At 64.9% G+C, this 23,521-nt stretch carries 15 protein-coding genes; 11 read left to right on the top strand and 4 right to left on the bottom strand.

The genetic code is table 11. From position 1 onward, the window contains the following. Nucleotides 1-3 precede the first annotated feature (3 nt). From rpsK to ACLJEU_RS23220, 5 genes are all read left to right on the top strand, one after another. Nucleotides 4-669: a 30S ribosomal protein S11 gene (gene rpsK / locus ACLJEU_RS23240; protein WP_414662681.1), complete on the top strand. Its 666-nt coding sequence runs from the start codon at nucleotides 4-6 to the stop codon at nucleotides 667-669. Nucleotides 670-724: 55 nt separating this feature from the next. Then, nucleotides 725-1,336, top strand: a complete 612-nt coding sequence (gene rpsD, locus ACLJEU_RS23235; RefSeq protein WP_414662680.1) for a 30S ribosomal protein S4 — start codon at nucleotides 725-727, stop codon at nucleotides 1,334-1,336. A 55-nt stretch (nucleotides 1,337-1,391) separates the two neighbouring features. Then, nucleotides 1,392-2,393 (top strand): DNA-directed RNA polymerase subunit alpha, encoded by a 1,002-nt coding sequence (locus ACLJEU_RS23230; RefSeq protein WP_414662679.1) that lies wholly within the window; start codon nucleotides 1,392-1,394, stop codon nucleotides 2,391-2,393. A 183-nt stretch (nucleotides 2,394-2,576) separates the two neighbouring features. Next, the gene (rplQ, locus tag ACLJEU_RS23225) at nucleotides 2,577-3,095 is read left to right on the top strand and encodes a 50S ribosomal protein L17 (RefSeq protein WP_414662678.1); all 519 of its coding nucleotides are present in this window, start codon (nucleotides 2,577-2,579) and stop codon (nucleotides 3,093-3,095) included. Nucleotides 3,096-3,266: 171 nt separating this feature from the next. Continuing rightward, on the top strand, nucleotides 3,267-3,494 hold the full coding sequence (locus ACLJEU_RS23220) for a hydrogenase nickel incorporation protein HypA (protein ID WP_414662677.1): 228 nt from the start codon (nucleotides 3,267-3,269) through the stop codon (nucleotides 3,492-3,494). A gap of 44 nt (nucleotides 3,495-3,538) precedes the next feature. On the opposite strand, the gene ACLJEU_RS23215 is transcribed toward ACLJEU_RS23220, so the two are convergent. Then, nucleotides 3,539-3,973 carry an HIT family protein gene (locus ACLJEU_RS23215; RefSeq protein WP_414662676.1) on the bottom strand — a complete coding sequence of 145 codons (435 nt, stop codon included), beginning with the start codon at nucleotides 3,971-3,973 and terminating at the stop codon, nucleotides 3,539-3,541. A gap of 157 nt (nucleotides 3,974-4,130) precedes the next feature. Here ACLJEU_RS23215 and lnt point away from each other — a divergent pair, with 157 nt between their 5' ends. The 6 genes from lnt (at nucleotide 4,131) to ACLJEU_RS23185 (ending at nucleotide 19,275) form a co-directional block, all read left to right on the top strand. Next, nucleotides 4,131-5,792: an apolipoprotein N-acyltransferase gene (gene lnt / locus ACLJEU_RS23210; RefSeq protein ID WP_414662675.1), complete on the top strand. Its 1,662-nt coding sequence runs from the start codon at nucleotides 4,131-4,133 to the stop codon at nucleotides 5,790-5,792. A gap of 291 nt (nucleotides 5,793-6,083) precedes the next feature. Then, complete coding sequence (locus tag ACLJEU_RS23205; protein ID WP_414662674.1) at nucleotides 6,084-9,842, top strand: TonB-dependent receptor plug domain-containing protein; 3,759 nt, start codon at nucleotides 6,084-6,086, stop codon at nucleotides 9,840-9,842. A gap of 222 nt (nucleotides 9,843-10,064) precedes the next feature. Then, nucleotides 10,065-12,110, top strand: coding sequence for a tetratricopeptide repeat protein (locus ACLJEU_RS23200; protein WP_414662673.1), 2,046 nt, complete (start codon nucleotides 10,065-10,067; stop codon nucleotides 12,108-12,110). Nucleotides 12,111-12,351: 241 nt separating this feature from the next. After that, nucleotides 12,352-15,756, top strand: a complete 3,405-nt coding sequence (locus tag ACLJEU_RS23195; RefSeq protein ID WP_414662672.1) for a TonB-dependent receptor plug domain-containing protein — start codon at nucleotides 12,352-12,354, stop codon at nucleotides 15,754-15,756. Between the two features lie 191 nt (nucleotides 15,757-15,947). Beyond that, entirely contained in the window at nucleotides 15,948-17,990 is a 2,043-nt protein-coding gene (locus ACLJEU_RS23190) for a tetratricopeptide repeat protein (RefSeq protein WP_414662671.1), read from the top strand. An 85-nt stretch (nucleotides 17,991-18,075) separates the two neighbouring features. Next, entirely contained in the window at nucleotides 18,076-19,275 is a 1,200-nt protein-coding gene (locus tag ACLJEU_RS23185; RefSeq protein ID WP_414662670.1) for a TIM barrel protein, read from the top strand. A 248-nt stretch (nucleotides 19,276-19,523) separates the two neighbouring features. Here ACLJEU_RS23185 and ACLJEU_RS23180 read toward each other — a convergent pair whose 3' ends face one another. The 3 genes from ACLJEU_RS23180 to ACLJEU_RS23170 form a co-directional block, all read right to left on the bottom strand. Next, nucleotides 19,524-21,044, bottom strand: a complete 1,521-nt coding sequence (locus ACLJEU_RS23180; protein ID WP_414662669.1) for a sialate O-acetylesterase — start codon at nucleotides 21,042-21,044, stop codon at nucleotides 19,524-19,526. A gap of 133 nt (nucleotides 21,045-21,177) precedes the next feature. Continuing rightward, nucleotides 21,178-22,671 carry a sulfatase family protein gene (locus tag ACLJEU_RS23175; RefSeq protein ID WP_414662668.1) on the bottom strand — a complete coding sequence of 498 codons (1,494 nt, stop codon included), beginning with the start codon at nucleotides 22,669-22,671 and terminating at the stop codon, nucleotides 21,178-21,180. A 22-nt stretch (nucleotides 22,672-22,693) separates the two neighbouring features. After that, nucleotides 22,694-23,500: a sialate O-acetylesterase gene (locus tag ACLJEU_RS23170; protein ID WP_414662667.1), complete on the bottom strand. Its 807-nt coding sequence runs from the start codon at nucleotides 23,498-23,500 to the stop codon at nucleotides 22,694-22,696. Nucleotides 23,501-23,521: the final 21 nt, after the last annotated feature.

Below are 23,521 nucleotides of genomic sequence, written 5' to 3'. Positions count from 1 at the left end.
AACATGGCCGAAGAAAAGTCCGCTCCGAAGAAAGAAAAGCCCGCGAAGCCCGCTGCCGCCGAAGGCGCTCCTGCTGCCGCTGCCCCTGCCGCTGAGAAGAAGGCCAAGGCTCCCAAGGCCGCTGGCGAAAAGGGTGGCAAGCCCGCCGAAGGTGCCGCAGCGCCCGCTGAAGGCGCGGCGAAAGCTGCTCCCGCCGCAGCGCCCGCTGGTGAACAGAAGCCGGTTGAAATGGTTCACGGCGTCGCCAAGCAGCCCACGGCCGAAGACCTCCTTAAGGAGGAATTGGGTTCCATCAAGGTCCGCAAGGCCAAGGGTTCCAAGAACGTCACGTCCGGCTACGCCAACGTGCTCGCTTCCTTCAACAACACGATCGTCTCCATCACCGACCAGAAGGGTGCCGTCATCGCCTGGTCGTCGGCCGGCAAGTGCAACTTCCGCGGTTCGCGCAAGTCCACTGCCTACGCCGCGCAGGTTGTCGCCCAGGACGCCGCCCGCAATGCGATGGCGCACGGGTTGAAGGACATTCAGATCCGCGTTTCGGGTCCCGGCCTCGGCCGCGATTCCGCCATCCGCGCGCTCCAGGCCATCGGCTTGGAAATCACGTCGATTGTCGACGTCACGCCGATCCCGCACAACGGCTGCCGCCCGCGCAAGCGTCGTCGCGTCTGAGGTGCTTCGCGCACACTCAGATTTCAAATCTCAAATTTAAAATCAGGAATCCATCATGGCTCGTTATACCGGCCCCACCACACGCATCAGCCGCCGCTTTGGTCAGCATATCCTTGGCTCCGGCAAAGCCTTCGAACGTCGCCCGTCGCCTCCCGGCGTGCACGGCGCCAAGATGCGCCGCAAAGTTTCCGAATACGCTGTTGGCCTCAACGAAAAGCAGAAGCTCCGTTACATTTACGGCCTGCTCGAGCGCCAGTTCCGTCGCGTGTTCGAAATCGCCAAGAAGGAACGCGGCGTCACCGGCGAGCGTTTCCTCCAGCTCCTCGAGTCGCGTCTCGACAGCGCGGTCTATCTCCTCGGGCTCGCCAAGAGCCGCGCGGCGGCCCGCCAGTTCGTGAATCACGGCCACATCCGGGTGAACGGTCACAAGGTCGACATCGCCAGCTACAATGTGCAGCCCGGCGACGAGATTGAAGTGAAGAACACGCCCGCCTCGCGCCAGCTCGCCACGCGCTGCCTCGAGGAGAATCGCATTCGCAACGTCCCCGGCTGGCTCACGATGAATCCCGAGACCTTCAAGGCAACGGTGGTTCGGCTCCCGACGCGCGAAGAGATGACTCAGGATATCAACGAGCAGCTCATCGTTGAGTTCTACTCGCGCTTCTAAGCGCGATTCTGCCTTCACCCAAATCTCTCAACGCTTAACGTCAGAACTCCCAGCCATGCCAAAACGTCTCGGAAAGTTCGAACTGCCCAGCAAGCTCACCAAGGTTGAGGAAGGCGCAACGCCAACCTACGCCAAGTTCATCGCTGAGCCTTTCGAGGCCGGTTACGGCCACACGGTCGGCAACTCGCTCCGCCGCGTCCTCCTTAGCTCGATCGAAGGTGCTGCGATTTCGTCCATCAAGATCGACGGTGTTAATCACGAGTTTCAGTCGATCGATGGAGTGGTTGAGGATGTCACCGACATCGTTCTCAACCTGAAGAAGATCCTGATCGTCTCGACCAAGCGCGAGCCGATCACGCTCCTCATCAAGGCCACGAAGGCCGGCGCCGTCACGGCCGCCGACATCCAGGCCGATGCCAACATCCAGATCGTCAATCCCGACCAGGTCATCTGCACCCTCGATCACAAGCGCTCCTTCGAGGCTGAGATCGAGATCAAGACCGGTCGCGGCTACTATCCGGGTGAAGCGAACAAGAAGGAAGAGCAGGCCATCGGCGTCATTCCGATCGACTCGCTCTTCTCGCCGGTTCGCCTCGTGAAGTACGCCGTCGAGGCGACTCGCGTGGGCCAGATCACCGACTACGACAAGCTGATCCTTGAAATCTGGACCGACGGTCGCATCACGCCCGACGATTCCCTCAAGCAGGCCGCTTCGATTCTCAAGCATCACCTCGATGTCTTCGATCGCGTCAGCGAGGAAGCCTACGAGTTCGAGAACCAGCAGTCCGAGGTCAGCGAAGAGCAGAACAAGCTCCGCAAGCTCCTCAATATGTCGGTCAACGAAATCGAGCTCTCGGTTCGTGCCGCCAACTGTCTCAACAACGCGAACATCACCACCGTCGGCGAACTCGCGATGAAGACGGAGCAGGAAATGCTCAAGTACCGCAACTTCGGCAAGAAGTCGCTCAACGAAATCAAGGAGAAGCTCGAAGCCCTCGGCCTGTCACTGGGCATGAAGTTCGACGAGCGCCTTCTGGATACCAAGAAGGAAGCCTAAGCTAAACAGGAAACCAGATTCCGGAAACCGGAAACGAACTTCAGTCGAGAGGCTGAAATTTGTCTCCGGTCTCCGGTTTCCGCACTCCGGTTTTCAAATAATCACCTGGCTCTCGCGCCGTCCGCTGCCGCCCTACGCTGCGACCGGATTGCCGATCGGGAGCCGCCAAAAACATAAAACGCAATGCGTCACAATAAACACCACGCTTCCCTGGGCGTAACCCGCGAACACCGCGCGGCGATGATGTCCAATCTCGCTGCTTCGTTGATCGAACACGGTCGCATCCAGACCACCATGACGAAGGCCAAGGCCCTTCGTCCCTTCATCGAGAAGGTCATCACCAAGGCCAAGAAAGCCGCGGCGAAGACCGAGAAGAAGGACGCCATCCATCTCCGCCGCCTGGCGCTCGCCGATGTCCGCAATGAGGACATGATCACCAAGCTGTTCAACGAAACCTACAAGGAATTCGTGAACCGCAGCGGTGGTTATACGCGCATCTACAAGCTCGGCGCCCAGCGTCAGAGCGATGCCGCCGAGCTCGCGCTCATCGAGTTCGTCAAGGCCGATGACCCGGGCTACAAGAAGTCGAAGGGCAAGAAGCCGGCGAAGGCCAAGAAGACGAAGGCAGCCAAGGCCGCCGCGTCGACCGAAGCCGCTCCCGCTGCTGAAGCGCCCAAGGCCGAAGGCGAAGCCAAGAGCTAAGCCGCCGTCACGCCCGGCACCGCAACGTGCCGCGTCGTTTCTCTCCCACCGCGCCGACCTTCAGGTTGGCGCGGTTTTTTTGTGTCCAGCCCGCCTACGTGAACGGGCCTCACGTCGCGAAGCTGCGAACCGCGCTTGGCGTGCATCACTTCATGACTCACGCTGGTCGCGATGTTCGAACTCTCCACCGCCGCCGTCGTCTACTGCGCCTTCGTGGCCGCGGTGTTCCTGGGTCTGTGGGGCTATTACGACCGCCGCGATCATCGTCGCTTCGAAGGGGAGCGGAGGAAAACCGTTTTCCACTGCATCCGGTGTGAGGCACTCTACACCGCGCCCTCCGGCACGGAGCTCTGCCCGTGTCCCAAGTGCGGACACGAAAACGCGCGGCTGCGTTTCTAGACGCGGGCCGCGCGGCGATCCCCGATTGAGACGGTCAGCTGCCGTCAGATCTTGCCCAGCTGGGCCTGAATCGCGGCGATGGTCGATTGGTAGTCGGACGCCGACAAGTGGACCTTGGTGGCTGGCATCATTTCAAACGGAGCGCCCCACGCGGCGCCGCCCTCGTATTTCGGCACGAGGTGCACGTGGAGGTGGGGCAGTTTGTCCGAGTAAGCGCCGTAGTTGATCTTGTTCGGATTGAAGGCCGCCTTGATCGCCTTGGCCGCGCGCGCGACGTCGCGCATGTAGAGCGTCAGTTCGGCATCGCTGAGCTCAAAGAGTTCGTTGACGTGCGCGCGGTATGCCACGACGCATCGACCACGATGCGTTTGCTCCTTGAAGAGGTAGAGGGTCGAGGCCGGAAGAACGGCGATCTCGATCATCAAATCCTGCAGACGCTGATCTTTGCGGCAATATTGGCAGTCGGGAAGGGCGCTCATGGCGGGTTGAACGTGCTTTTCGAAGCAGGCCGCGTCGATGGCGAATTCGCGGTGGGCCTGTTCGGTCGGAGACGCGGGTGGGGCGCGTCGGAGGCGTTCGCCCGCCTGCCTGCTTGCAGGCCACGTGATCCTCGGCCTACTTCAACCCTTCCTCCGCGTGTCCACCGCCTCCGCTCCCACCGCCTTCGATCCTTACGAGCCACGCCCGACCTTCGTGCAACGGCACGCGGACGCGTTGGCCGCGTCGGTCGTGTTCGTGCTCACGATTGTGCTGACGGTCGGCTCGTTTCCGCCGTTTCACGCGCCCGAATTCGCCTACGCGATGCTGGTCCCGGGAATCTACTGGGCCTATACGCGGCCGCGGTTGAAGCTGTTTGCCGGCACGCTGTTCGCGGCGCAGGCCGTCGCGTGGACGATTCTCCTCGGCTGGTTGCACCACGTCACGTGGGTGGGGCTGTTTCTGCTCGGTCCCTTCATTGGCGCGTGGGTGGGCACGTGGTTTCTGGCCGCCTGGTGGGCGCTGCCGCGGATTCTCGGCCGGCCCACCCTGACGCGGCTGATCGTCGTGCTCGGGCTCGCGGGTTTGTGGGTGCTCATTGAGTGGACGCGCACGTGGCTCTTCGGCGGATTTCCGTGGCTGCCGCTTTCCGCGAGCCAGTGGGAGCGCACCAGCATCCTGCAGATCGCCGCGTTCACCGGCGCCTACGGCGTTTCGTTCGTGCTCGTGATGATGAATCTCGGCTTCGGCGCCTATGCACACCGCCTTTTCCGGGAGAGCGCCACGGGCATCAACAAACGCAGCCAGGAATTCTTCCTCGCCCTCTTCCTCCTGCTGGCCTGCGTATGCGTGCACTTCCAGGAATCCTTCAACCGCCGCGGCTACACGATTCCGTTTGCCCGCATCGCGTTCGTGCAGCCCTACATTCCGCAGGAAGTGAAATGGGATCCGGCGCGGGCGCCCGCTATTCTCGATATCCTGCAACGCACCACGCTCGAAGCGGCGGCCACACGGCCGGATCTCATCATCTGGCCCGAAGCCGTGACGCCCATGGCCGTGCGTGGGGAGGCCGTGGCGCAGAGTTTTGTGGAGACGCTGGTGAAGAAGGCGAATGTCCCGTTGCTGCTCGGTTCGATTGCGATCGAAAACGGCGGCACGCCCAAGGAGGCGTGGTTCAACGGATCGTTCCTCGTCACGCCCGAGGGTGGCGTCGCGGCGCGCTACTATGCGAAGCGGCATCTCGTGCCCTTCGGTGAATATGTTCCGCTCCGCTCGCTGCTCGGCTGGCTCAGCAAGGTGGTGCCGATCGGCGGCGACTTTCTGCCCGGCGAGGATTCGTCGCCGCTCCTGGTGCCGATCAAGGGGCAACCGGTCGTCTGGGCTCCCTTGATCTGCTACGAGGACATCTATCCGCAGCTGGCCCGTTTCAGCGCGCTCGGTGGCGCCAACGTCCTCGCCGTGCTCACCAACAACGGTTGGTTCGGCGAGGGCGGCGCAGCCTATCAGCACGCGGCGCATTCGGTGCTGCGGGCGGTCGAAACCAGGCGTCCCGTGATTCGCTGCGGCAACGGTGGCTGGAGCGGCTGGATCGACGAGTTCGGCAACATCCGGAAGGTCGTCACGAACGATGCCGGCACGATCTACTTCCGCGGCACGCGCACGCTGGACGTCTCGCGCGACGCGCGCTGGGTGGACCAGACGAGCGTTTACACCGAGTACGGTGACTGGTTTTTGCTCGTGGCAGCGGGGTGCGCGATGTTCGGCGTGGCCTTGTTGAAGATGAACGAGGCGACCGGGCCCGTCGTGCGGCCGACGGCCTGATCGCGTTCGCAGCCGGCGGGAGCACTGCGAGCAACGTGATCCCAACGCGGGGACGGCCCTGCCGTCGGCGGCATTAGCCAGACTGTCAGATGCGCGGCGCCATTGCTCCGCTTTCGTTCCGGCCTACCGGTGATGCGAGCCCTGCTGCGCAGGCTCGTCCGGTTACCCTGTCCGTCGTGTTGCCCCTTTGCCCCCGCGTCCCCGTCTGACCCCTTTCTTCGCCCTGCCCCGCGACGGCATCTGCCGATGCGTCCTTCCGCTTTCACAGTAAAAACCCAACCGAACACCACCATGAAACCGACCGCACGATTGCCCCGCCCGCTGGCGTGGCTGGCCTTCCCGGCCTGCGCCCTTTGCGCCGTCCTCACCACCTCGGCGCAGACCGCGCCCGTCAGCCCCACTCCCGCCGAACTCGCCAAGTACGACACCAATCGCAACGGCCGCCTCGACCCCGCGGAGCTCGCGGCCCTCCGCGCCGATGCGGGCGCGACCTCGGCGGCGAAGCCGGTCACGCCGACGGACGATGTCCTCCAGTTGTCCCCGTTCACCGTCGCAACCACGAAGGACGCGGGTTACTTCGCCGAGAACACCCTCGCGGGCAGCCGGCTGAACACCAACCTCGCCGATCTCGCCGCGTCGATCACTGTGGTGACGAAGCAGCAGATGGACGACACCGCGTCGCTCGATATCAACGACGTGTTCAAGTACGAGGCCAGCACTGAAGGCTCGAACACCTACACGCCGTCCATCGTCGATCGTGGCACGGCCAAGGACGCCGTCGCCGGCTACAGCTTCGGCAACAACGGTGACAGCACGACGAACGCGCAGGCCAATCGCGTCCGCGGCCTCGCCGCGCCGGACGCCGCGATCAATAATTTCCCCACCAACAACCGCGTCCCGTTCGACTCGTACAACACGCAGTCGGTCGAAATCACGCGCGGCCCAAACTCCCTGCTCTTCGGCCTCGGCAGTCCATCGGGCATCGTGAATCAGACCGCCGCGCAGGCGCAGCTCAATCGCACGAACAACCAGGTCGTGCTCCGCACCGATCAGTACGGCACGTTCCGCACCTCGCTCTCGTTCAATCGTCCGCTCATCAAGGACAAGTTGGCCGTCTACGGCGCGTTCCTCTACAACAACCAGCAGTTCGAGCGTAAGCCCTCGCGCGATCTGACCCGCCGCCAGTATGGAGCGATCACCTACAAGCCGTTTAGCAAAACGGTGTTTCGCGGCTTCGCGGAGAATTACCGGAACGACTCCAACCGGCCGAATTCCCTCACTCCACGCGATTTCGTGACGCCGTGGTTGCAGGCCGGTCGTCCGGCCTACGATCCGACCACGCGCATGATCACGGTGCTCGACACCAATCGCGTCTACGGCCCGTACGTCTCGAACGTGAACTCCCCGGGCTACAATGCCGCGGTCAATACGGTCCTCGGCGCCGGCGCGCCCAGCACCGTGGCCAACAATCCGCTCTTTGTCGGCGGCATCCAGTTTGAAGATACGGCCCGTCCGCTGCGCTTGATCGACGGCGGCTCCTCGATCGCCTTCTTCCAGCGCAACCCGGTGCTGTACGCCCCGGCGCAGACCAATCCCGCCACGGCGACCCCGACGCCGGCCACGCTCGGCTGGGTGCCGAACGATCCGCGTTATCTGATGCTCGATCGCCAGTGGTCCTCGTCCGTGAACTTCCCCGTCGCAGGGACCGTCATCAATGGACGCAACTACACCTACGGCAGCTACCAGCTGCCCGGTGTCACCAACAAGTCGATCTACGACTGGACGAAGTACAATCACCTGCAGACGAACTTCGCGCAGTCGCGGTCGGCGAACTACAATCTCGAGGTGGAGCAACAACTCCTGCCCAACCTGTTCTTCAGCGCGGGCTGGATGCGCCAGGACATCGATGGCTTCGAGAACTACACGATGAACCAGCTGACGGGTGCGACGATCCAGATCGACACCAACCAGAAGCGCATCGATGGCACGCCGAATCCTTACTTCGGCCTGCCCTTCGTCTCGGAAGGCGTCGGCGGCGGCCTCGACACGTTCTTCACGCCGCAGACCGACGACAACTACCGCGCGATGCTCGCGTACGATCTCGACCTTACGAAACAGAACAAATGGATCAGCTGGCTGGGCCGCCACCGCCTCCTCGGCCTCTGGTCGAAGCAGCACGTGAATCGCGCCGTCGAGCGCTGGCGCAACGGCTTTGTCGACGGCGACGCCGACGCCCGCCTGCGCTACGTTTCGAATCTCACCATCCCGGGCACCCAGCAGGCACTGAGCACCGCGCTCATGCGCAAGTACTACATGTCGAGCCCCGGCGCGCCGCAGGCGGTGTCCACGCACTCGTCGGGCTTCTATGGCAACCAGGGTTGGAACCAGCCGATCACGTCCCAAATCCAAGTCTACAACTACAACACCGGTCAGTTCCAGAATGACAGCGTGACCGAGCAGGCCTTGTTCTCGAGCGCCGGCAGTTTTCGCACTCGCCGTGAGGTGAAGAGCTGGTCGCTCGCCGCCCAGAGTTACCTCTGGGACGAGCGCCTGATTACCACCCTTGGCTGGCGTCACGACGACTACCGCGCGCGCATCACCACGCCGGGTGCCATCACCGATGTGCTGGGCAAGGTCACCGAGCCTGCGTTGCCCAACGATCAACTCTTCCTCAACAACTCGACCGGCATCATCAACCATGACCGCGTGATGAGCCGCTGGGGTCGCTGGGATGCGCTCAAGGGCGACACCAAGACGATCGGCGGCGCGTTCCGTCCGCTGAAGGGTCTCGAGTTCGTGAAGCGCGTCGGCGGCGGCAGCGAGTCCCTCGCCTCGGAACTGCTGCAGAGCCTCACGCTCTACTACAACAAGTCCGACAACTTCAACCCGCCGTCGACCTACCAGACCGACTACTTCTTCAAGCCCCTGGCCAAGCCCACGGGCAACGGCCGGGACGGAGGCTTCGGCTTCACCGCCTTCAAGAACAAGCTCGTCGTCCGGGTGAACTGGTACGAGACCGAGAGCCAGAACGAGCGCACCGGTGCGGCCAACACGCTGCTGACGCGTCTCGCGTATTCGGATACGACCACGGGCATTCCGTGGGCCAGCGCCGTGCAGCGCATCCGCAACGGCATCGCCGCCGGCCGCACGCTGGATCAGATCATCGCCGTCAACAACTGGAACAGCGACGCCGTCAACCCGGTGAACGATCCCGCCAACCAGCAGAAGATCTACGACCTGATCAAACTCCCGCTGAACTACTACAGCGGCCTGAGCTCCGGCGCCACGCAGGACAGCAAGTCAAAGGGCATGGAAATCCAGCTGACCTACAATCCCACCAACAACTGGACGATGAAGTTCACGGGCAGCAAGGGTGAGAGCACCTACACCAACATCGCGCCGCAATATGAAGCCTGGCTCGCCGAGCGTCTGCCGAAGTGGCAGACGAATGCCGCGCCCGAAATCCCCGACTTCATCGATCCGACCACGCAGCGCCGGTGGTCGCTCAAGAACTTCTGGACCGGCTACGGCTACACGGGTGTGGCCCAGGTTGAGAACACCGACGGCAACACGAGCGCGCAGGCTTACTTCAACAACGTCGTGCAATCGCAGGTGGCCCTCGCCAAGGCCCTCGAAGGCGCGCGGTCGCCGCTCGAGCGCCAGTATCACGCCACGTTCCTCACGAACTACACGTTCCGCGAAGGCCGCTTCAAGGGCTTCGCCGTCGGCGGCGCCCAGCGCTGGGAGTCACGCGCCGCGATCGGTTTCTTCGGCAAGGTCGGCGATCCCATCAACTCGCCCACCGTCATCAACCTCAACGACGTGACACGCCCCGTGTATGACTCGGGCAATTACTACACCGACCTCTGGGTGTCGTACTCGCGCCGGATCTTCCGGGACAAGATCGGCTGGAAGCTGCAGCTGAACGTCAACAACGCGACCGAGGACGGCCGCCTGATGCCGACGCAGGTCAACTTCGACGGCACGCCCTGGGCGTACCGCATCATCGACTCGCGGCAGTTCATCCTGACGTCGACGTTCACGTTCTGAGCCCGCGTTCGACGGCAGGCCGCGCTTTTCGCGCGGCCTGCCTCCGAGCCCGTGGCTACGAGCGCCAGCGAGTGGTGGTTCGGCCACTCGCTGGCGCTCGTAGCCACGGCCAGGTTCGGTGGCCAGGAGGCTTGAGATGACGGGTTGCGGATGCTTGGCGTCCTGCATTGATCCGGACGTGCGGCGCGATCGTTCCCTCCACTACTTCCGCAGTCCCTCGGCATGACCCAGACCGGCCGGATTCCTCCGACAACGTGGCTGGACCGTCGCGTGCTGACGGCCACATTGCTTATCCTCGCGGTGGTCCTCGCCTACGCGAACAGCCTGCGCACGCCGTTTCTTTTCGACGATGCCGGGGCGGTGGTCGACAACCCCACGATCCGGCGGTTGGGTTCGCTCGACGTGCTGCGACCGCCCACCGACGGCAGCACGACCACCGGCCGGCCGATCGTGAATCTGTCGTACGCGATCAACTACGCGATCCACGGCGACCGGGTCCTCGGCTATCACCTCGTCAACCTCGGGATCCACGCGGCGAACGCACTGCTGCTCCTCGGCGTGGTGCGACGCCTGCTTGCCGGTCCCGTGCTCGGCTCCCGTCTTGGTGCGCGCGCTGCCGAGGTGGCGTTCCTGGTCGCGCTGCTCTGGGCGCTGCATCCCTTGCAGACGGAGTCGGTCGTCTGCATCGCCCAGCGCACGGAAACGTTTTGTGCCTTCTTCTATCTGCTCGTGCTGTATGCCGTGGTGCGCGCGGCCGAAGCCGCCACCGGCGCAGACTCGGGCGCGCGCGTGCGCTGGTCAGTCCTCGCCGTGGTGGCCTCACTCACCGGCATGGCAACCAAGGAAGTGATGGTCACCGTGCCCGTCGTCGCCTGGCTCGTCGATCGCACGTTTCTGGCCGGCTCTTTTGGCGCCGCGTGGCGCGCGCGGCGGTGGCTTCATGGCGCGCTCGCGGGCACGTGGCTCCTGCTGGCGTGGCTCGTGACCCAAGGCGGCGGCGGCCGTGGCGTGGCGGCGGGCTTCGAACTCGGCGTGTCGTCGTGGTCCTACCTGTTGAAACAATGCGAAGCGCTGGTGCACTATCTGCAACTCACCGTGTGGCCGCATCCGCTAGTCGTCGATTACGGCACCGCCGTGGTGCGGTCGGCGGCCGACGTGTTCTGGCAGGGTGTGCTTGTCCTTGCCGGCCTCGGCGTGACGGTCTGGGCGCTGATGCGCCGGCCGGTCGCCGGATTTCTGGGGGCGTGGTTTTTTCTGCTGCTGGCACCGAGTTCGAGCGTTGTCCCGCTCGTGACGCAGACCATGGCCGAACATCGGATGTATCTGGCCCTGGCTGCACCGATCGCGGGCGCGGTGGTTTTCCTTTTGGGTCGCTGGCCTGGTGGGGCGGCGCGGATCGTGCTCGGCGTGGTTGCGGTCGGGTGGGGCGCGGTGACGGTGGCGCGCAATCGCGACTATCGTGACGCCCTCACGCTTTGGAGCGCGTCGGTCGCGGATTATCCGCGCAGCGCGCGCGCGCACAACAATCTCGCGCTGGTGTTGCAACAGCAGGGCCGTCACGACGCGGCGCGCGATCATTTCGCGCGCGCGCTGGCGATCGATCCCGCGTATGCCACCGGGCACTACAACGCCGGCGTGGCCATGCTGGCTGAGCGCCGCTTCGAGGAGGCGGCGGCACGTTTCGAGACTGCGCTGCGCCTGGCACCACGTCATGTGGACGCGCTCGTGAATCTCGGCAACGCCCTCGTCCAGCTGCGCCGGCCCACCGAGGCCATCCCGTACTTTGAACGTGCCCTCGGCCTGCGGCCCGCGGCTGATGTTTACTACAATCTCGGCGTGGCGTGCGCCGACGCAGGGCGGGGCGAGGCGGCGGCCGGACATTTCACGGCCGCGTTGAAACGTGATCCCCGGCTGCCCGAGGCGCACGTCCAGCTGGCGCGACTTCAGGAGCGAGAGCGCCGTGCCACCGAGGCCGAGGCCCACTACCGGAGCGCCCTTGAACTCGCACCGAACCACGCGGCCGCGCACGCCCGGCTCGGGCTGTTGTGCGCCCGCTCCGATCGGCTGGTCGACGCGGCGCTCCACCTGCGCGAGGCCGCCCGTCTGACTCCCGGCGATGCCGACGTGCACGCCAATCTCGGCAACGTCCTGCTCCTCCAGGGCCAGCCGCGTGAGGCCCTGGTGTCCTATGAAACCGCACTTCGGCTGCGGCCGGGCGATGCGCGGCTGCGTGACAGCATCGCAGAGGCGCGCGAGCAGTTGCGGTAGACTGCGGTGCACACGGAGCGACTGTGACTGTCCGATTTTTCCGGACGTTGCTTCGCCGGAGACGAGCGTAACCATTCCGCCAGTACTTACCCCCGGGTTTCCTGTCCGGCGTGCCCATTCCGCTGGTTTTCCCACCGATGCTCCACCGTCGCGGGAACCAGCCAACGCCGACAAGCGCCCGGCTTCCTGTCACCCCTCGTTTGCCATGAATGTGATTTTACGTCGCCGTCTCCGCCCGCGGTTGAATCGACTCCTCGCTGCGCCGCTGGGCGCGTTGCTCGGTCTCGCGCCCCTACGGGCGCAGCAGGCACCTCCGGCCGTCAGTCCGACCCAGGAGGCGCGGGCGCTCGCCCGTTACGATCTGAACAAGAACGGCCGCCTCGACCCCGAGGAGCGCGCCGCCATGCAGGCCGACGAAGCGCGGGCTGCGCAGGGCGTGGCAGGCACCAAGACGGGTGCCGAAGGCGAACGGGTCGTCGAGCTCACGCCCTTTGAAGTCAACGCCGCGGCGGACAAGGGGTACTACGCCTCGAGCACGATGTCGGGCACGCGGCTCAACTCTCGAATCGAGGATCTCGCCGCTTCCATCACCGTCGTGACCAAGCAGCAGCTGCTCGATACGGCCGCGATCGATATCAACGACATCTTCCTCTACGAGGCGAACACCGAGGGCACGGGACAGTTCACCGACTTCGTGATCGATCGCGGCAACGTGGTCGACAACGTCGCGGGCAGCCCCTCCACGGCGAACCGCGTGCGCGGTCTCAGCGCCGCCAACATCGCCGTCGGCAACTTCGCCTCGACGAGTTCGATTCCGGTCGACACCTACAATGTCGACGCCGTCGAGATCAGCCGGGGGCCGAACTCCAGCATCTTCGGCCTCGGTGACGCCTCGGGCACGATCAACCTGATCCAGGCCCGCGCGAATCTCACCCGGGAGATCTCCTCCTTTTCGGGCCGGGTCGACAGCTACGAGGGCTTCCGTTTCACGACCGACCTGAACCGCCCGCTGCTGCGCGGCAACGCCAACGGCGGCATGCGGCTCGCGGCGCGCGTCTCGGCGGTGTATGAGGAAAAAGGTTACATGCGGAAGCCGTCGATGGACCGCACCAACCGCGTGACGTTCGGCCTCAATTTCCAGCCTTTCAAGAACACGCGCTTCTCGGGTTCGTACGAGACGTACCACAATTTCAACCAGCGGCCCAACGCCACGCCGCCGCGCGACACCATCTCCTTCTGGCGCGCGGCGGGCAGCCCGACCTGGCTGCCACTCACGCAGCAGGTGCGCCTGCGCGGCGTGCTGAGCGGACCCACCGCGGATGCCGCGCTGCCGTTCGGGCTGTTCTCCCACGGCACCTCAATGGTGCGCATCCAGGAGTTCGTGGATCAGGGCAAGGTGGCGCTGCTCACCCGTGGCAATCGTCCGGACAATGCCAATCTGCGGTTCATGGTCAGCGGCACCGACATCCAACGCGGTGTCTACAATGGCGTGGCCTCGCCGCTTTATAACATGCCGGTCGTGAAGGATCGTTCGATTTATGACTACGAGGATTTGAACCTCGTTGCGGCCAACTACGGCTACCTGCGATCCGACATCTACAACGCCGAGCTCGAGCAGACCTTCGTCAAAACGTCGCGGCATCTGCTCGCGCTCCAGGCTGGCTGGCGGCGCGAGGATACGGAGAACATGAGCCGCAACTTCGTCGGTCAGTCGGATGGCGCCCCGTCGACCCTGCAGATCGACGTCAACGAAACCCTGCTCGACGGCTCGCCGAATCCGTTCTTCCTGCGCCCGTTCATCGGCGGCAACGAGCCCCAGGTCTTCCGCCGGCCCGTGCTCAACGACAACTATCGCGCGACGGTCGCGTATCAGCTCGATCTGAGGAACGAGTCGAACCTGCTCAAATGGGCGGGCAAGCACGCGGTCGCCGCCTACGGCGAATACCGTGAAATCATCCAGGCACCGAGCGGTCATCGCTATCGCGACCAGGTCGTGAACGTCGGCGATCCGTTCATCCCGCCTGGCACGACGAACATTCCCACGCGCAATGACGCGCACCTGTTCCCCCGCTACTACATCGGCGACGCCACGAACCAGAACGTCGATTACGCCTCGACCCGCCCCGAGCCGGGCAACGGCTCGTTCACCAGCCGCGTCTACGACCCGGCGACCACGTCATGGCGCAATCAGAACGTCGACATCCGCGAGATCTACTTCGCGCTCGGCACCCAGAAGCGCCAGATTCACACGCAGGGCGTCGTGTTGCAGAGCTTCCTCTGGAAGGACCGCATCATTCCGACGCTCGGCTGGCGCAAGGATCACAACTACAGTATCGACAATCTGGGCACGCCCATCGATCCGGCCACCGCGCTCTTCAACACGAGCAATCTGTTCACCTTCGGCCAGAACAAGCGCTGGACGCAGGGCGCCACCAAGCAGAAGGGCGTGGTCGTCAAGCCGTTCACCGGCTGGGGGCGCATCGATGAGGCGGCGGGCCGGGGCAATGTCCTCGCCGAACTCGCGCGCGGCCTGGCGGTGCACTACAACCAGTCGGACAGCTTCCAGCCGGCGGACACGCAGTACAACGTGTTCGGCGACGCCCTCCCGAATCCGACGGGCACGGGCAAGGACTACGGCGTGAGCTTCAACAACGTCCTCGGCAGCCGCCTCTCGGTGCGTATCAGCAAGTACGAGACGCTGCAGACCGCCGCCCGCGGCAGCATCGGCGTCATCTCCACCCGCGCCAACCGTCTGGATTTCGGCACGGACGGATTCAACCTGCAGCGGCAGTCGACGATCTGGTTCCAGACGTTGAACCCGACGTGGAGCGTCGATCAGGTGAACACCGAGGTCGCGCGCGTGATGGGCATGACACAGCAAACGATCAACTACATCACCGGGAAACCGATCAACGACACCAACTCGGCGGCGTCGAAAGGGTGGGAGGTGGAGATGAGTTACAACCCGAGCCGGTTCTGGACGATGAAGCTGGCCGGTGCCCGGCAGCAGGCCATCGACTCGAATCTCTCGCCCAATCTGCAGCGTTATCTCGAGGAACGCCTCCCGATCTGGACCACGGTGCGGATTCCCACCGGGCTCGATCCCAACGGACAGCAGCTGCCCAACGCCGGACAGCGCTGGTGGGACGTGCGCACCAATGACACGCCGTCGTTGTTCTACACCGGCAACGTGCTCGCGCCGCTGAAGCTCGCGATCACCACGCAGGGGAAGCCGAAGCCGCAAACCCGCCAGTACAGCGCCAACTTCATCACGAACTACCGGCTCGCCGGCCTGTTTCCCGATCATCGCTGGCTGAAGAATTTCGGCGTGGGCGGATCGGCTCGCTATGCGAGCAAGGGCGCGATCGGATTCCTCGCGGGCCGCGCCGACGCCGATGGCATCGTGCGCGAGCTCGATGGGTCGAAGCCGATCTACGACAAGGCCACCATCAAGGTCGACCTGCTTGCCACCTACGACTTCCGGTTCAACCAGAACAAGGTTCGCGGACGCGTGCAGCTCAACGTGCGCGACGCCCTCGAGAACGGCCACCTGCAGCGCATCTCGGTCAATCCTGATGGCACGCCGTGGAACTACCGCATCATCGATCCGCGGCAGTTCATTCTCACCACGACGTTCGATCTCTGAGCGGGCGTCCGTATGGCCGGTTCGAGGGTAGGGCGGCTTGTCCCCAAGCCGTCGCACCCGTCGTGCCGAATGGCGTGTTGCGGCGCGCTGAGGACAGCGCGCCCTGCCAACTCGACCGTGTCGGGCTGATTTCCCGCCAATAGTGCGTGCGGTGCGGCCGGCTACGCGGCTACGGTGCGCGCCTGCCGCGCATGCCGTCTACCGTCCCAGCTCAACCCGCCACCTCCGGTCGCACCGGACTGCTTTTTCCGGAGTCGTGGCCGGCGCGGTGGCGAGCGGCAGCGCTGATCGTCGTCGCGACGCTGCTCGCGTTTCATGCGTCGTGGTCCGCACCGTTCCTGCTCGACGATCTGCCCGCCGTCGTCCGCAACGAAAGCCTTCGTTCCTGGTGGTCCTCGCCCGATGCGCGGTGGGCGGCACCCGCCGGCCAGGTGGGCGTGGCAGCTGGGCCGCTGGTCCGGCTGACGTTTGTGTTGAACCACGCCATCGGCGGGCTCGACCCGCGCGGCTACCATGCGGTGAATCTCCTGCTTCATCTGGGCACGGCGTTGCTGGTGTTTGCCGTGATCGACCGTGCGCTGCGTCGCTCCGGATCAACGATCGCGCTGGGCGCAGCGCTCCTCTGGACCGTCCACCCGCTGCAGACGGCGGCGGTGACGGTGGTCTCGCACCGCACTGAATTGCTCGGCGGATTTCTCCTGCTGCTGACGCTTCACGCGTTTCAACGGTCCACCGCGGACGGCGCCCGCCGGAGATCGGCCTGGCTGACCTGGGCCGCTGTCGTGCTCGGTGTCGGAGCGAGTGGGGTGATGGCCGCGGCTCCAGCGCTGGTGCTGCTGTATGATCGCGCGTTTGTCGCGGGTTCATTCGGTTCCGCGTGGCGCGCGCGCCGCGGTCTGCACCTGGCTATGTTCGCAAGCGGGCTCCTGTGGCTGGCGCTTGCGCGGGGTGCGCGAACGGCGGGCGGTGATGGCGAGAGCCCGCTCGTTGTCCTCCTCGCCGACGTGTGGGCGGGCGCACTCACCGCGCAGCGGGCGCTCTGGCCTCATCCGCTGGTGTTCGATTACGGTCGCGCCGTAGAGGTCACGGCCGCGGGGATGTTAGGCTCGGTGGTGCTGGTGGGTATCGGCTTACTGGTGACACTCTGGGCGCTCGTGTGCCGGCCGCGGCTGGGTTTTCTCGGCGCGTGGTTCTTTCTCACGTTGATCGCGGGCTCTCACCTTCCGCGCGCGGCGCTGCAGCCCGTCGCCGAGGGCAGGATGTACGTGCCGCTGGTGGCGGTGGTGGTGTTGCTGGCGGTGGGCATCAACGCCGGCGCGGGCCGTCACGTTCGCCTGGCGTGGGGGCTGGTGATCGTCGGTGCGGTGCTGCTGGCGCAGGCGCGGATGCACGACTTTCGCAGCGCACTCGCGCTGTGGCACGACACCGTGGCCAAGGTGCCGGGCAACGCACGCGCTCATTTCCATCTCGGCAACAGTCTGGCGGCGACCGGCCGGCTGAGCGAGGCCGTGGCGCACTACCTCACCGCATTGCAACTCGAGCCAAACGCCACCGCCACGCACCACAATCTGGCGGGAGCGTTGCTGCAGCTGGACCGCGCCGCGGAAGCGGTGGGACATTACGAAACGATCCTGCGGCTCGAGCCGGTTAACGCCGACACGCGCCTGAATCTTGCCGCGGCGCTGGTGCGACTGGGGCGGATGCCGGAAGCGGTGGCTCACTACGAACGGGTGGGGCGCGCAGGTGTGATGAAAGCGGACGAGCAGGCACGTTTCGGGCGGGCGCTTGCGGAGGTCGGCCGGCTCGATGAGGCGCTGATTCAACTGGAAGCCGCGCGCCGGCTCGCGCCGCGCGATGTCGCAATTCAGGTCGTACTCGGCATGGTGCTTTCCGCCGCCGGTCGATCCGCGGATGCAATTCGCGTGCTCACGGAAGCCGTGCTGCTTTCCCCCGACGATCCGGGCGCGCGCTCCATGCTGGGCGAATCCCTGCTCGAGGCGGGGCGTCCGGCGGAGGCGCTCACGCACTTCGAACACGCGCTCCGCGTCCAGCCGGATCAAGCCGCGGCGTTGCACACCAGCATCGGGCATTGCCAGCTGCGGCTCGGCCGCGCGGCGCTCGCGATTCAGCACTATGAAGCGGCGCTGCGGCTCAATCCCGACGACGCCGAGGCCGGCAAATATCTCGCGCTGGTCCGCGCCACGGTGGAACGGCGCGGCCTTTTGAAGAAGTAGACCGCCCGGACGGCGCCGCGACGGACTGTCAGCGTGATTTCACGGGTGACATTGCGGGAGGCAGGACGCACAAGACTCCATCACCATGTCCCCGGCCCAACTCCGCCGCGCCCGCGAGGCGCTTGAAACGTTCGTCATTGAAACGCCCTCGTGGGGCTTTGCCGACACTGGCACGCGCTTCGGGAAATTTTTCCAGCCCGCCGCGGCGATCGATCTCGGCGACAAGCTCGCCGATGCGGGACATGTTCATGCATTGACCGGGTGCTGTCCCACGGTGGCCGTGCACGTGCTCTGGGATTTCAATCCCGGCGAGGATCCGAAGGCGGTGGCGCGGCTTGCTCGCAAGCACGGCGTGCAGATCGGCGCGATCAATCCGAACCTTTTCCAGGACCAGTGCTACAAGTGGGGCTCCTTCGGCAACAACGACGCCGCTGTGCGCGCGCATGCCCTGCAGCATTGCGTTGACTCGATCGCGATCGGCAAGGCCGTGGGCAGCGAGTACGTGTCGCTCTGGTTTGCCGACGGCACGAACTATCCGGGACAGGCCAGCATTCGCGGACGGAAGCGTCACTTCGAAGCGGCCCTGCACGCCTGTCACCAGAAGCTCGGCCCGAAGCAGACGCTGCTGGTCGAGTACAAGCCGTTTGAGCCGGCCTTCTACGCGACCGACATCGCGGACTGGGGCATGGCGCTGCTGCTGGCGAAGAAAGCCGGTCCGCGCGCAAAGGTGCTTGTGGACACGGGGCATCATTACAACGCGCAGAACATCGAGCAGATCGTCGCTTGGCTGCTCGACGAGGACATGCTCGGCGGATTCCACTTCAACGATCGCCGCTACGCTGACGACGATCTCACGCTCGGTTCCATCGATCCGTACCAGGTGTTCCGGATCTTCCACGAGATTCACTTCTTTGCCGCCGATCGCGGACGGATGCCGAAAATCGCGTACATGATCGATCAGTGCCATAACGAGAAGCCGAAGATCGAGGCGACGATCCAGACTGTCGTCATGGCGCAGGAACTTTACGCCAAGGCCGCGCTGGTCGATCACGACGAACTCCATCGCGCGCAGGCGAAGAACAATGTCGTCGATGCCGAGTTGATTCTGAAACGGGCCTTCTTCACCGACGTCGCTCCCGCGCTCAAGGCGTGGCGCAAGGCGGCGAAACTTCCGTCCGACCCGATGGCTGAGCATCGGCGTAGTGGATACGAGCGCGCCGCCGCGGCTGATCGTCAGCGCCGGCGCAAGGAACTCGGGCTGGTGCAGGGCGGAAGTTTCGCCTGAAGCGGAACCACTTAGTTGAAAGGTGAAAGTTGAAGGTTGAAAGCCCCCGGCTTCCGGTTCTTTCAACTTTCACCTTTCAACCTTCAACTGCATGAGTCCGCCTGAGATCGACCTACGCTTTTCAGGGTGGGACCGGAGCGAGTGGACCGGACCGGGTGGACCGGACCGGGTGGGACCGCGACCGCCCTCGGTCGCTTCCGGTCAATTGCGACCGGGGGCGGTCGCGGTCCCAGTCCCAGCTGTAAACGTCACCACGTATCCGTCCGGAACGGCGTCGCGGGCAGGCCGGCGCCGTTGTACAAATTGCACGTCGGAAAATTCTCCCAGGCATAGCGCGCGGCAACCGGGGCCGACACCTCGGGGCTTGAGACTACAACCCGTTCGCCATCGATGCGCGCCACCGCGGGTTTCCACTGGCGATCGTTGCCGGCGACGACGAAACCCTGCAGCGCGCCGCCCTTTGCGGCGAGTCCACCGTTCGTGTGGGTGAAGCGCAGGACGATCTCACGGCCGCGGACCTCGTGGCCGGCGGGCAAGGGTCCCGACGTCGCCGCAACTTTCTGTCCGTACACGGTGCCGAGTGCCCACAGCGAGAGCCGGCGGCCGACCTCCTGCTTGTTCTTCGGGTGAATGTCCTTCTCGTCTCCGATGTCGATGTTGATGCCCATGCCGGTCTGCGGCAGTGCGAGGGTCTTGAGCATCGCTTCGCGCACCGTCGGCCAATCGCGGCCGGGGCCGCCGAAGTTCGGCAGCTGCGCCCAGGCGAACGGGAATTCATAGCCCCAGCGCGCGCGCCAGTCAGTGACGAGCAGCCGCAGCTGCGCCTCGTAGAACGGCGCCTTCGCCGGCATCGAGTTGGCTTCGCCCTGATACCACAGCGCACCGCGGATCGCGTACGGGATCAGGGGAGAGATCTTGCCGTTGAACAGGCCGCCGACGTTGCCCTTGCGGGCCTGCACCTCGGCGGGGTTCTGCGGACGCTTCGCCGCCTTCTGTTTTGGCGTGCGCGTTTTCTTCTGCGCGGCTTCCCACGCGGCGAGATCGCTCTCGTATTTCTTCATCGCCGCCGCGGAGGCGATCTCCGCGTTTTCCTTTTCCGCTGCGGTGAACGCCGGCGTCAGCTCCGCGCTCGCGCGCTGGGCTTCCGGTGCAATCCAGGATTCGATCGGCGTGCCGCCCACCGACGAATTGATCAGTCCGACCGGGACGCCGAGCGTCTGATGCACTTCGCGCCCAAAAAAATACAGCGCCGCGGAATACGCTCCGACCGTCGTGGGTGAACAGACGTGCCACTGGCCCTTGCCGACGTATTGGGCCGTGTTGGCCGCCGGAGACTCTTCCTTGAACATGCGAATTCGCGGAAAGTTCGCGGCGGCCTGTTCGCGCTCTGCGTCGTTCGATCGCAGCACCGTCATCGCCATGTTGGACTGGCCGGAACCGAGCCAGACTTCGCCGATCAGGACGTCGTTGATCGTGATCGTGTTCTTGCCTTTGACGACGAGCGTGCCCGGTTCGCCGCTGGCGAGTTTGGTGAGGGTCACACGCCATTTTCCGTCGGCTCCGGTGGTGGCCGTTTGCGTCTGGCCGGCGACGCTCACGGTGACCGTCTCGCCGGCGTCGGCCCAGCCCCAGACGGGCACGGGTACGTCGCGCTGCAGCACGAGGTGATCGGAGAAGATGGCCGGAAGTGTGACGTCAGCGCGCGCGAGCGGGAAAAGGGCTCCACTGGCGAGAGCGAGGACGAGGCGGCGGGAGCAACGGTGTTTCATGGACGGGGAGTCGGGGCGGAAATCAGCGGGACGGAGCGTGCGGGTTCATACAGTTGAAGGTTGAAAGGTGAAAGTTGAAAGAACCAGAAGCACGGTGACTGGCCTTCAACCTTCAACCTTCAACCTTCAACTTTCACCTTTCAACCGAATGGTTCCGGCTCAGGTGGTAACTCTTCTCCCACCACGCGAGGCGTTCCTCGTCGGTGGGCTCCGCGGGCAGGCCGCGGTTTTTCCAAGCTTTCTGGTAGTCGAGCCGCTTGGATTTTTGAATCTCGTCGCGCGAGGGCTCGGTGGCGGGATCGGGCAGTGCGCCGCGATCGCCGGTGGTGCGTATCCACGTTTCAAGCTCACGGTTCAGGGCGGCGAGCGTGGCGGCGTGCCGCGGGTCGCCGGCAACATTGGTCAGGCCCTGCGGATCCGCGCGCAGATCGTAGAGTTCAAATTCATCGCGCCCCGGCGCGAGATAGCGGGCCTGCGCCGGCGGGAGTTTGGTCGTTTTGTCCAGCACGCGCAGGAGTGGCAGGCCGGGGTAGCTGGTTTCCTTGTAGCCCGACCAGTTCAGGAACGGCAGCTGCGGATCGAAGTTCCGCACGAAAAGATGCGTGTCGGTGATGACGGCGCGGATGCGATCGTAGGCGTCGCCGCAGCGATCGCGCGCGGCGAACACCTGGCTGCGCGCGGGAAACGATCCGCCGAGAATCGCGCGACCTTCCATCCACGCGGGCGGCGCGAGACCAGCGAGCGTGAGCATCGTCGGTGCGAGATCGATCAGGCTCACCGGGCGGGCTTCGGTGTCGCCCTTGACGCTGATGCCCGGGCCGCGGATGAGCAGCGGCACGCGCAGGCCCTCGACGCTGAGCCATTGCTTGCCCCAGGGCATCGGTCGGCCGTGGTCGCCGAAGAACATCACGACCGTGTTCTCCAGCACGCCCGCCGCGGCGAGCTCGTCCAAGATGCGACCGACCTTGCGATCCACTTCCTCGACGCTGCGCAGGTAAGCGTACCAGTCACGGCGCGTCACGGGATGATCCGGGTAATTCGGCGGCAGCACGAGTGCGCGCAGCGCGGCTTCGTCGAACGTGGCCGGAATGGGAAACGGCCGGTGCGGTTCGGCCACCTGGTACTGCGCGAAGAACGGCTGGCCCGGCGCCCGCTGGCGCCAGTCGGTGCCGTCGAACATCTGCGCCGGCGTGTGCGCGAAGTTGTAATGCGTCTTCGCGCGCGTCAGCGGCCGGCCGTTGCGCACGGTGCCCGGCGCCGGCGCGTTCGTGACATACCAGCCGGCGTCACGCAGCAGCGCGGGCAGGTGACGGTAAGGAGCTGCGAGCGGCTGGGGATTCTCGACGTCGTGGGCGTGCAGGCCCGTGGTGGTTTGATACGCTCCGAGAATGAACGCCGAACGCGACGAACTGCAGACGGGTGCGCTGGCGTAGGCGTTCAGATAACGACGGCCCTCGGCGGCGAGGCGATCGAGATGAGGCGTCTTCACCCCCGGATAGCCATAGGCGCCGAGGTCGGGCGACAGGTCATCGGCGATGATCCAGACGAAGTTGGGTCGCGCCGCCGGCGCGGCCAGCGCGAGCGTGGCCAGCCAGGGAAGGAGAAGAACAAGGAAGCGTAGGCTCATCACTGATACGGTGGGTGTCGTTCTATTTCGCGCGCATGAGCGCAAGGTACGCGTCCGCGTAGCGCTGGCCCAGCGTGCGGTAGGCGTCGGCGTCGAAGTGCACCTTGTCACCCTTGTGGTTCAACCCCTCCGCGCTCACGTAGGCCGTCTTAGCGACTTTCTTTGGCAAATCATGCTGCGCCTGATCGACGCGCACCCGGTGTTCGTTCCACGGTGCATCGGCAAACCGGCCCATTTGGCCGGCAATGAACGGGACGTTCGGCGTCCCCAGCGTCGCGCGCAGGCGAGCGATCAATTCGTGCAGCTTGGCCTCGTAGCTCGGTGAAAGCTCAGGGGTCGAATCCGATTCGCCCTGGTGCCACAGGATCCCCTTGAGCGTGCCAGCCTGGAGTGCGCGTTCGGCGCGGATGAGCGCGTCGTCCCATGGATGCGTTTTGGTGGCGTCGTAGCGCACGCCCGGCTTCCACGTGTCGATCGGCGATCCGCCCACCGCACAGGGGATCAGTCCGACGGTGATGCCGGGCGTCGCCTTCGCGACGGCGAGTCCAAAGGTGCGGCCGAGGCCAACGCCCGCAATCGGCTTGTCGAAGTGCATCGGATCCACGGCGGGCACCCATTCACCCGCCTTGTTCAACATCACCACGCGCGGGTGCGGAACCTTGTCGTCCGGTGTGACGGTACCGCGGCCCGCCATGTTCGACTGGCCGATGAGCAGGAAGAGGTGGAAGTTCTCCTTCGCCGGGTGCGGCGCCGGCTGGGCGAACATCGGGGCGGCAAGCAACAGCAGGGCGATGAAGAGACGGCGTGAAAGCACGGGAAACAGGAGCATGGAGGTGGCGTGACCGCGGAG

This window comes from Terrisphaera buseokensis (assembly GCF_047521145.2).
Classification (GTDB): domain Bacteria; phylum Verrucomicrobiota; class Verrucomicrobiia; order Opitutales; family Opitutaceae; genus ER46.
Note: the sequence above shows the minus strand (reverse complement) of the source record. Positions and strands in the feature narration are given on the sequence as shown.

Coding starts and splice junctions, on each gene's coding strand:
- ACLJEU_RS23185 (WP_414662670.1), top strand. CDS start 18,076: ATGTCCCCGGCCCAACTCCGCCGCGCCCGCGAGGCGCTTGAAACGTTC.
- rplQ (WP_414662678.1), top strand. CDS start 2,577: ATGCGTCACAATAAACACCACGCTTCCCTGGGCGTAACCCGCGAACAC.
- ACLJEU_RS23200 (WP_414662673.1), top strand. CDS start 10,065: ATGACCCAGACCGGCCGGATTCCTCCGACAACGTGGCTGGACCGTCGC.
- ACLJEU_RS23205 (WP_414662674.1), top strand. CDS start 6,084: ATGAAACCGACCGCACGATTGCCCCGCCCGCTGGCGTGGCTGGCCTTC.
- ACLJEU_RS23215 (WP_414662676.1), bottom strand. CDS start 3,973: ATGAGCGCCCTTCCCGACTGCCAATATTGCCGCAAAGATCAGCGTCTG.
- rpsD (WP_414662680.1), top strand. CDS start 725: ATGGCTCGTTATACCGGCCCCACCACACGCATCAGCCGCCGCTTTGGT.
- ACLJEU_RS23230 (WP_414662679.1), top strand. CDS start 1,392: ATGCCAAAACGTCTCGGAAAGTTCGAACTGCCCAGCAAGCTCACCAAG.
- ACLJEU_RS23175 (WP_414662668.1), bottom strand. CDS start 22,671: ATGAGCCTACGCTTCCTTGTTCTTCTCCTTCCCTGGCTGGCCACGCTC.
- ACLJEU_RS23190 (WP_414662671.1), top strand. CDS start 15,948: ATGCCGTCTACCGTCCCAGCTCAACCCGCCACCTCCGGTCGCACCGGA.
- ACLJEU_RS23180 (WP_414662669.1), bottom strand. CDS start 21,044: ATGAAACACCGTTGCTCCCGCCGCCTCGTCCTCGCTCTCGCCAGTGGA.
- rpsK (WP_414662681.1), top strand. CDS start 4: ATGGCCGAAGAAAAGTCCGCTCCGAAGAAAGAAAAGCCCGCGAAGCCC.
- ACLJEU_RS23220 (WP_414662677.1), top strand. CDS start 3,267: ATGTTCGAACTCTCCACCGCCGCCGTCGTCTACTGCGCCTTCGTGGCC.
- ACLJEU_RS23170 (WP_414662667.1), bottom strand. CDS start 23,500: ATGCTCCTGTTTCCCGTGCTTTCACGCCGTCTCTTCATCGCCCTGCTG.